We start from the raw sequence: 8540 nt of genomic DNA on the forward strand, positions 1-8540 counted from the left end.
CCTTATGTGTATATGAAGCCGGCAGTTCAACCATTGCCAACCGACTGCCATCTGTACCGACATAAGAAGTCTTTTCCAAATCTATGTCAAAATAGACTCCGTTCATCGTAGGACGAAGTTCGTCATTTGCACTGCAGAACTGAACTTGGCGAACCCCATACAGCAAATCATTACCTGATAACAGAAACGAATGACTACTATCATCAATATTCATTTCCGGATATTGCTTGCCATCCTCAATAGGCATGGTGAATTTTCCGTTTGCGTACTTGACTACCATTTCCTTTTCATAAATAGAAATGGTTAAAGGCTGTTCGGACATTTCTTTTAAACCATCCAATAATGTCTTGGCACTTGCCAGAAAAGAACGGTTTACGAAATCCGCCTTGCCATCCACATTGGTAGATATGCGGCCACCTTCCTCACCGGCCGTTACTTGAATAAAGCCTGATTCGTCAATGACAAACAAAAAATTGTCATAAGCCGGCAATGTGTTCTTTGGCTGAATGATTCTGCCTACTGATTTCAGTTTGTCTAATAATGCTGTTTTTGAAACAAGTATTTCCATGTGTCATTTGTTTTATGGCACATAGCAAAGAGAAGAATGTGTTAGAAGTGAAAAATGCTGTTTTCAACATGTTATAAACAGCAAAAGCCGGATAAATATAGTATTTTATCCAGCTCGTAACCAATTGCTCGGTGCAAATATAGAAAGAGTTTATTTCACAACAAACTTTTTCAGACTTTTTTTATTCATTTTTCTTCAAAAGGTCCAAAACAGCCCTATTTGCCTTGTCGCAAATGGAATAATCAATATCAATATAGATATCTGCCATTTTAAAATCATTGTTCACGTGCCCAAGGCAAAAATCAACATCCGCTTTGGCTATCCCGGCTTTATTTCTTGCTATACTTGCCCAACTATGGCGGGCCCAGTTGGTAGATAGTTGTACCCCTAATCCAAGCTGCTTGGAAACCAGCTTCAGCTCCTTATTGACCGCTTTCAGGAAATTATTATAGTCGGTATATCTCATACGGAAATAAGACAAGAATGTACCATTGCTATAATAATCAAGCAGAGGGCGTAGCTCCGGTTCCACCCTTACAGATAAAGGTACATAACTCTTGTTGTCTATCGTCGTCTCTTTTGAGCGCCTATATTCAACCCTGCCGTAAGTCTCGTTGGCCAAAGAGAAAAAATCTTTCATGTTAATACCCATCAGGTAGAACAACATCATAAAGACATCACGTGCCATGGCTGTACGTGGATTATCAAACCGGGCATCCCTAATCCTTTTAATGGCATCTATCGGCAGGCTTTTCCGTTTCCGTATATACTCCGGTATCACAACACGAGAAAAAGGATTGTTCGGGATACGTATTATATCATAATCTTCATTATTGAAATGCTTCCTTGCTTTATTATACAAAGAACGGATACCGCGAAGGTAATTATTGACTGTACCCGGCTCCATTCTCCGCTGCATATCAGCAACTCCATCAGCTTTGCTCCTAACTATGATTACCCGATTCTCAAGGTATTCTTTAAAACTTTCCAAGGTTTTCGATTTTATATCCTTGGCATCAATACGCTCAGAACCATAGAAAGCAATAAAAGCATTAAGGGATGACTCATACCAGTTGGCAGTCTTTCTTTTAACTGTTTTTGTTATAATTCCTCTTGCAAATTCCACAAAATCAATAAATTCACTTTCAGGAGAAGCTATTTTCAACACTTCTTCTTTTAACTCCGAACAGCTCATTTTTGCCGTTCGGGTACTGCCAAGCTTTATATATGCGCCACGATACTTCTGTACCAGATTGGTTATTTCATAGTTCAAATTCTCACTATTCGCTGATAATGAAGATATTGAACCATCCTCATTCATTAAATCAGGCTCTATGAAATATTCTGTAGGAATATACTGGGCCGAACTGTTATGATAGACCCTTATTTTAACATTGGTAGTGCCATCTTTTTTCAGATGACGGCCACCTTGAAACACCACTGCTTTAAATGTTGCCATACTTCATTTCCAAAATTGGCAGCATTGCATCGAAATGTTATAAGATAGTTATAAGAAAACCCACCCTTATTTGCATTTAAACAGGCTCAAATAAGAGCCGTTTGACAAAAAAGGAAGAGCCGACGCAAAACGCATCAGCTCGTAACCAATAATTATTTCCTTAGTAATCAGCCTCATAGAAGACTTTTGCTCGTGTGGGCGTTGACGGATTCGAACCGCCGACCCTCTGCTTGTAAGGCAGATGCTCTGAACCAGCTGAGCTAAACGCCCGTACACTTCCGTTTCAAAAGCGATGCAAAGGTACAGCTTATTTTGAAATTACCAAAACTTTCGCCATTTATTTTTCAAGTTTTTTTTCACACAATATTAACTACTATTGAATTTCAAGCAATTAGCCGCATCACTTTTTTATATCATTTTTGCGGATTACCTTTGCCGGATTCCCAACAGCCACACAATCGGACGGAATATCTTTGGTCACTACACTTCCCGCACCTATAATGCAACGGTCGCCAATAGTTACCCCGGGACAAATAACAGCGCCACCGCCAATCCAGCAATCTTCACCTATCGTCACCGGATAGGCATACTCCTGCTCTACACGCCTCTCCAGATAATCAAACGGGTGTTGAGGGGTATAAATCTGCACACAAGGCCCTATCAGCGTATATGCCCCAACAGTGATATAGCCACCGTCCAGAAAAGTACAATTGGAGTTGATAAAGACATGTTCCCCAAGGCGGATACCATCACCATGATCGCAACAAAAAGGCGGGCAAATAGTGGCAGAAGCTGGAATACCGGGTATCAATTCTTCCAATACGCTCCGGCATTCTTCCTCATAACCGCTCATAGCGTTCAGCTTCAGCAACAGTTTTTTCGCACGTTTAAAACGCTCTTGAATTTCCGGGGAAGCCGTATTCGCCAATTGTGAACTCCGCATTTTATCTACCTCATCCATATTCTTATCCATTTTTATTGTACAATATACTACAAGCCATTACATATATGCAGCAATGCCGTCAGTTTCTCCATCCAGTCTTCATCGGGAGCCACATGCAATCCGCGTATGCCAAGCGCTTCCGCCGCCTTGATATTCTTTAAACTATCATCTACAAATATCGTTTCTTCAGCTTTCATACCGTCAGCAGCCAATGCTTTCAGGAAAATATCCGATTCAGGCTTGTAAGCCTGCATTTCATAGCTGCAAAACAGCGTATCAAAATAATCGCTTATCGGTTTATGTTCGTCACTGAACTTATCACTGCGGGTAAAAGCCATAATAAACGGATTAGTATTGCTAAGCAGGCAAATGTGATATTCCTCTTTTAACTTCAATAAATTGTGAAGCCGGTTCAGAGGCACATCACGTATAAAGCCCAGCCAGCAATATTGCGCCTCATCCCAACCGACAGATTCGCGCCCGGCAGCCTCAGCCATTCTCCGGCAAAACTCACCGGCATCAATCTTTCCCGTCTCTACATCCAGGAAAAATCCCTTTTGGCCGTATTCTCCCATATACTCATCCGTATTCACTCCTGCTTCACGAAAACGGCGGAAAGCCTCTTCCGAATTCTGGCGGAATATCACACCGCCCATATCAAATAATATATTCTTTATCATATACCAATGCTTATTTAAGGAAAACGGACACCCGTTGCCGGATGTCCGCTTTATTACAATAATATATCAACCGGCTTATTTATATTCCTGCCAGCTCTTGATTTGGATATCTTCCATCTTCATCTCACAGAAAGCTTCAATGAAAGCACCTGCCAGACGGGCATTCGTAATCAACGGAATATTATGATCGATAGCACCGCGGCGAATCTTGTAACCATTGGTCAGCTCGCGTTTAGAGTGGTTCTTCGGAATATTTACAATCAAGTCGAACTTATGTTCGGCAATCATTGTCATTACATTATTCTCCGCATCGGCACGTTCATCCGGCCAGAACACAGCTTCGGTGCTTACACCGTGCGCATTGAGGAATGCAGCGGTACCTGCCGTAGCGTAAATCTTATATCCCTTCGCAAAAAGCATGCGGCTGGCATCCAGCAAGTCCACTTTCGATTTCATTGCACCGGAAGAGAACATCACACCTTTTTCTGGACGCGGAATCTTGAAACCGGTAGCAATCATGGAATTCAGCAATGCTTCGGAGAAGTCGTCGCCGATACAGCCTACCTCCCCCGTAGAAGACATATCTACGCCCAATACCGGGTCTGCGTTATGCAGGCGGGAGAATGAGAACTGGGAAGCCTTCACGCCAATCCAGTCGATGTCAAACGCCGACTTGTCCGGACGAGAGTAAGGAGCATCCAGCATAATCTTCGTGGCCGTCTCGATAAAGTTACGTTTCAGCACTTTGGATACAAACGGGAAACTACGTGAAGCACGCAGGTTACATTCGATAACTTTCACCTCATTGTTACGTGCCAGGAACTGAATGTTGAAGGGACCGGAGATATTGAGTTCCTTTGCAATCTGACGACTGATTTTCTTGATACGGCGTGCCGTAGCGAAGTAAATTTTCTGTGCCGGGAATACCAGCGTAGCGTCACCGGAGTGCACACCGGCAAACTCAACATGCTCGGAAATGGCATATTCCACCACCTCGCCGTTCTGTGCCACGGCATCGAACTCAATCTCTTTCGTATTCTGCAGGAACTGGGAAACCACTACCGGATATTCCTTGGAAACCTCGGCAGCCATTTTCAGGAAGTTCTCCAATTCTTCTTCATCGTAGCATACATTCATTGCAGCACCGGAAAGCACATACGACGGACGCACCAATACCGGATAGCCTACTTTCTCAACGAAGCCCTTCACATCTTCCAGACTGGTAAGTTCCTGCCAAGCCGGCTGGTCGATGCCGAGCTGGTCAAGCATGGCAGAGAATTTATTACGGTTCTCTGCGCGGTCGATAGAAACAGGCGAAGTACCCAATACAGGAACAGACTGACGATAGAGTTTCATTGCCAGATTGTTAGGAATCTGACCGCCTACGGATACGATTACGCCGCGCGGCTGTTCGAGGTCTATAACATCGAGCACACGTTCAAAAGAAAGTTCGTCGAAGTACAGACGGTCGCACATATCGTAGTCGGTAGATACTGTTTCGGGGTTATAGTTAATCATGATGGATTTGTACCCCAACTTGCGTGCAGTCTGGATAGCGTTCACCGAACACCAGTCGAACTCAACGGAAGACCCGATACGGTAAGCTCCCGAACCCAATACAACTACCGATTTTTCATTCTTATAATAGTTCACATCATACCCTTGTACGGCATACGTCATATAAAGGTAGTTCGTCAGTTCCGGATGCTCGGAAGCGACGGTATTGATACGTTTTACAGCCGGAAGAATACCCAGTTCCTTACGACGGGCGCGTACCATAAGGTTTTCCTTTTCCATATTACCTTCCGGATTCAGCACGAAACGTGCAATCTGGAAGTCGGAGAAACCGAGCACTTTCGCTTCACGCAGCACATCGGCAGGAATATCCTCCACCTTATTATATTGTGAGAGTTTATTCTTATAGTCTACAATGTTCTTCAGTTTGCCGAGGAACCAAGGGTCAATCTTCGTCAGCTCAAAGATACGGTCGATTGTATAGCCTTTTTCCAGAGCCTGGGCGATAGCGAACACACGCAGATCGGTGGGGTGAGCCAATTCGTGATCCAAATCTTCGAATTCCACACTATCATTACCCACAAAGCCGTGCATGCCCTGACCTATCATACGCAAACCTTTCTGGATAATTTCCTCGAAAGAACGGCCGATAGACATGATTTCACCTACAGACTTCATGCTTGAACCGATTTCGCGAGACACACCTGCAAACTTCGTCAAATCCCAACGGGGAATCTTACAAATCAGGTAGTCCAATTGCGGAGCTTCGTAAGCAGAATTAGGAGTTCCCATTTCACCGATTTGGTCAAGCGTATAACCCAATGCAATCTTGGCGGCAACAAAAGCAAGCGGATAACCGGTAGCTTTGGATGCCAATGCAGAAGAACGAGACAAGCGGGCGTTCACCTCGATTACGCGATAGTCGTTGGTTTCGGCGTTGAACGCATACTGAATGTTACATTCACCCACGATGCCGAGGTGACGGATACACTTGGTAGAAAGTTCCTGCAACATCTTCACCTGTTCGTCGGTAAGCGAGCAGGTAGGAGCAACCACGATAGACTCACCGGTATGGATGCCCAGAGGGTCGAAGTTTTCCATACTTGCTACGGTGAAGCAGTGGTCGTTGGCGTCGCGGATTACCTCGAATTCGATTTCTTTCCAACCTTTCAGGGATTCTTCCACCAGGATTTGCTTGGAGAACGTGAAAGAACTTTCAGCCAGTTTGACAAACGCTTCCTCGTCCGGACAGATACCGCTGCCCAAACCACCCAAAGCATAAGCCGAGCGTACCATTACCGGATATCCGATTTCGCGGGCAGCTTTCAAGGCATCTTCCATGCTTTCCACAGCGTGGCTCTTCGGAGTTTTCATAGGAATCTCATCCAGCTTCTTCACAAAGAGGTCGCGGTCTTCCGTGTACATGATAGCCTCTACCGAAGTACCCAACACACGCACGCCGTATTTCTGCAAAGTACCGTTCAGGTAAAGTTCCGTACCGCAGTTCAGCGCAGTCTGTCCGCCGAAAGCCAGCAGAATGCCGTCCGGCTGTTCTTTTTTGATGATTTCTTCTACGAAATAAGGAGTTACCGGCAAGAAATAAACTTTATCGGCAATACCTTCTGATGTCTGAATTGTAGCAATATTCGGGTTTACCAATACCGAACCCACACCTTCTTCGCGCAAAGCCTTCAAAGCTTGCGAACCGGAATAATCAAACTCTCCGGCCTGACCGATCTTGAGCGCACCCGAGCCCAAGACAAGCACTTTCTTCAAATTCTTTTCCATATTCTCTTATTGTCTATTTAAGTTCATTCTTCACATTCCGGCACAAAAAAAATGCGTTACCCCGAATAAGGATTAACGCATTACCAAAGAACTAAAAATATCGTTTTCGGAAAAAGAGAAACCGACAGCCAGCGAATGAAATTCATTCGAACGTAGGTTATATGTACTTCTCTTTTCCTGCGATTGCATAGTTATCTCTAAAATTTCTGCAAAGTAACGACTTATTTACGATTTGAGCAAATTAATCCGAAAAATAAATTTATTACCTGAAAATAGCAGTTACTTTTGCAACCGGTCACACCGGTGAGTATCGCAACCGGTACACTGGAAATATAAAGAGTGTTATACAATGAAATTAATGGAAAGATTTACTTACGGTTACGGGAAACCATTTGGCAGATGTAATCACATAGGTCATATTACTATGAACTATCGGCTTTTCCGGATCGAGCGAACCGGCACCGCCACCTCCCGCTACATTACCGCCCAAATAAATCTCTACTGTGTAATGTTTCCCTGCCTCGATAGTGTATCCGGCATCTGCTTTTGTAAATTGAATCGGATAATAAACAGGAGTCGGAACATTACTGCCTATCGTTCTTATTTCCGACTGAATGGAAAGGATGGTCGGTTTACTCGTACCGTTATTGGCAAATGTATAAAAATGATTGAAAACCGTACGGCCTTGATTCAGTGTGAAAGGAGTGAGTACCGCATCTTTCAAAACAGTAGATTCTGTGGCGGAACCGGCAGAAAAAGAACTATAAGAAACATCACCTGAATAGAACTCGGTCTGAACCGCTTTTTCCGTATCGGTACCAAAGAATTTCCCACTTTTACCGGCAAACAGCAATGCAACACTTTTATCTGTAATCTCAATATCGCCACCGGTACGGTTCTCACGTTCATCTTGAACAACCAGTTCTATCTTTGCCGCAACAAAGTTTAGCGAAACAGTAGTGCCACCATATATATAACCGTCCGGAGAAGTAGAAAAAGAGACATCATTCACTCCGGACATCCAAAGATTATCTTCCGTCTGAGTTGTCACATTGCTATTTTCCATTAAATCACCGGTAACTGCCAGAAGTTCTGCTTCTGTTTTTACATTGGCAAAGGGACTGTCGGCAAGAGGACCGACATTGGCTATTATATACACTTTTTTGGCAGCAGTTGTTCCAATACCAAGTCTTGGCTCCTCGGCGTCGCCGGGCTGATTAGGATCAAAACGCACATAAAAAGGGGTATTATCCAAAGCACCACCCTCACGGAAAGTAAATGCGACATAATCATTAATTACAGCATCGGTAGTGGCAGCAGCGCCCGCAGCTCTGGATTGTGCCAAATTGTTGCCCGCACCTACTACTTTAATCGAAATAACGGCTTTTTGTCCCGGAGCATTGTTATCCAAATCGATGATTTCTTCTTTGGAGCATGAGAATATGGCGAAAGTCGCAAAAGCCACCACTAAATAAATTGCATTCTTTTGTTTCATAATTTTCTTAATTACATCATTAGTGTCCCGTTAAAATGGGACGAGTTAAACAATTAATCAAAAAGCCCCGGAATCAGGGGATCATTTAGATC

General features: G+C 43.8%; 5 protein-coding genes, 1 tRNA gene and 1 pseudogene. All 7 read right to left on the reverse strand.

Features of this window, described 5'->3' with window-relative positions:
* Nucleotides 1-568, reverse strand: a pseudogene (locus AB5903_RS21170) (DNA polymerase III subunit beta); the annotation flags it as partial.
* 181 nt (nucleotides 569-749) lie between these two features.
* Entirely contained in the window at nucleotides 750-2027 is a 1278-nt protein-coding gene (locus AB5903_RS21175; RefSeq protein ID WP_368118240.1) for a phage integrase SAM-like domain-containing protein, read from the reverse strand.
* 195 nt (nucleotides 2028-2222) lie between these two features.
* Nucleotides 2223-2297: transfer RNA gene (locus AB5903_RS21180), tRNA-Val, on the reverse strand.
* A 130-nt stretch (nucleotides 2298-2427) separates the two neighbouring features.
* Entirely contained in the window at nucleotides 2428-2988 is a 561-nt protein-coding gene (locus AB5903_RS21185; RefSeq protein WP_016661675.1) for a sugar O-acetyltransferase, read from the reverse strand.
* Between the two features lie 29 nt (nucleotides 2989-3017).
* On the reverse strand, nucleotides 3018-3650 hold the full coding sequence (locus tag AB5903_RS21190) for an HAD family phosphatase (protein WP_272710934.1): 633 nt from the start codon (nucleotides 3648-3650) through the stop codon (nucleotides 3018-3020).
* Between the two features lie 75 nt (nucleotides 3651-3725).
* Nucleotides 3726-6953, reverse strand: coding sequence for a carbamoyl-phosphate synthase (glutamine-hydrolyzing) large subunit (gene carB, locus AB5903_RS21195; RefSeq protein ID WP_005658348.1), 3228 nt, complete (start codon nucleotides 6951-6953; stop codon nucleotides 3726-3728).
* Between the two features lie 355 nt (nucleotides 6954-7308).
* A complete protein-coding gene (locus tag AB5903_RS21200) occupies nucleotides 7309-8448 on the reverse strand; it encodes a fimbrial protein (RefSeq protein ID WP_117899606.1) in 1140 nt (379 codons plus the stop codon).
* Nucleotides 8449-8540 lie beyond the last annotated feature (92 nt).

Origin of the sequence: Bacteroides sp. 2201st1_D9_2201SCRN_220225 (genome assembly GCF_040928965.1) — a bacterium.
In the GTDB taxonomy this organism is placed as follows: Bacteria; Bacteroidota; Bacteroidia; order Bacteroidales; family Bacteroidaceae; genus Bacteroides; species Bacteroides stercoris.

Coding starts and splice junctions, on each gene's coding strand:
- carB (WP_005658348.1), bottom strand. CDS start 6,953: ATGGAAAAGAATTTGAAGAAAGTGCTTGTCTTGGGCTCGGGTGCGCTC.
- AB5903_RS21175 (WP_368118240.1), bottom strand. CDS start 2,027: ATGGCAACATTTAAAGCAGTGGTGTTTCAAGGTGGCCGTCATCTGAAA.
- AB5903_RS21185 (WP_016661675.1), bottom strand. CDS start 2,988: ATGGATGAGGTAGATAAAATGCGGAGTTCACAATTGGCGAATACGGCT.
- AB5903_RS21190 (WP_272710934.1), bottom strand. CDS start 3,650: ATGATAAAGAATATATTATTTGATATGGGCGGTGTGATATTCCGCCAG.
- AB5903_RS21200 (WP_117899606.1), bottom strand. CDS start 8,448: ATGAAACAAAAGAATGCAATTTATTTAGTGGTGGCTTTTGCGACTTTC.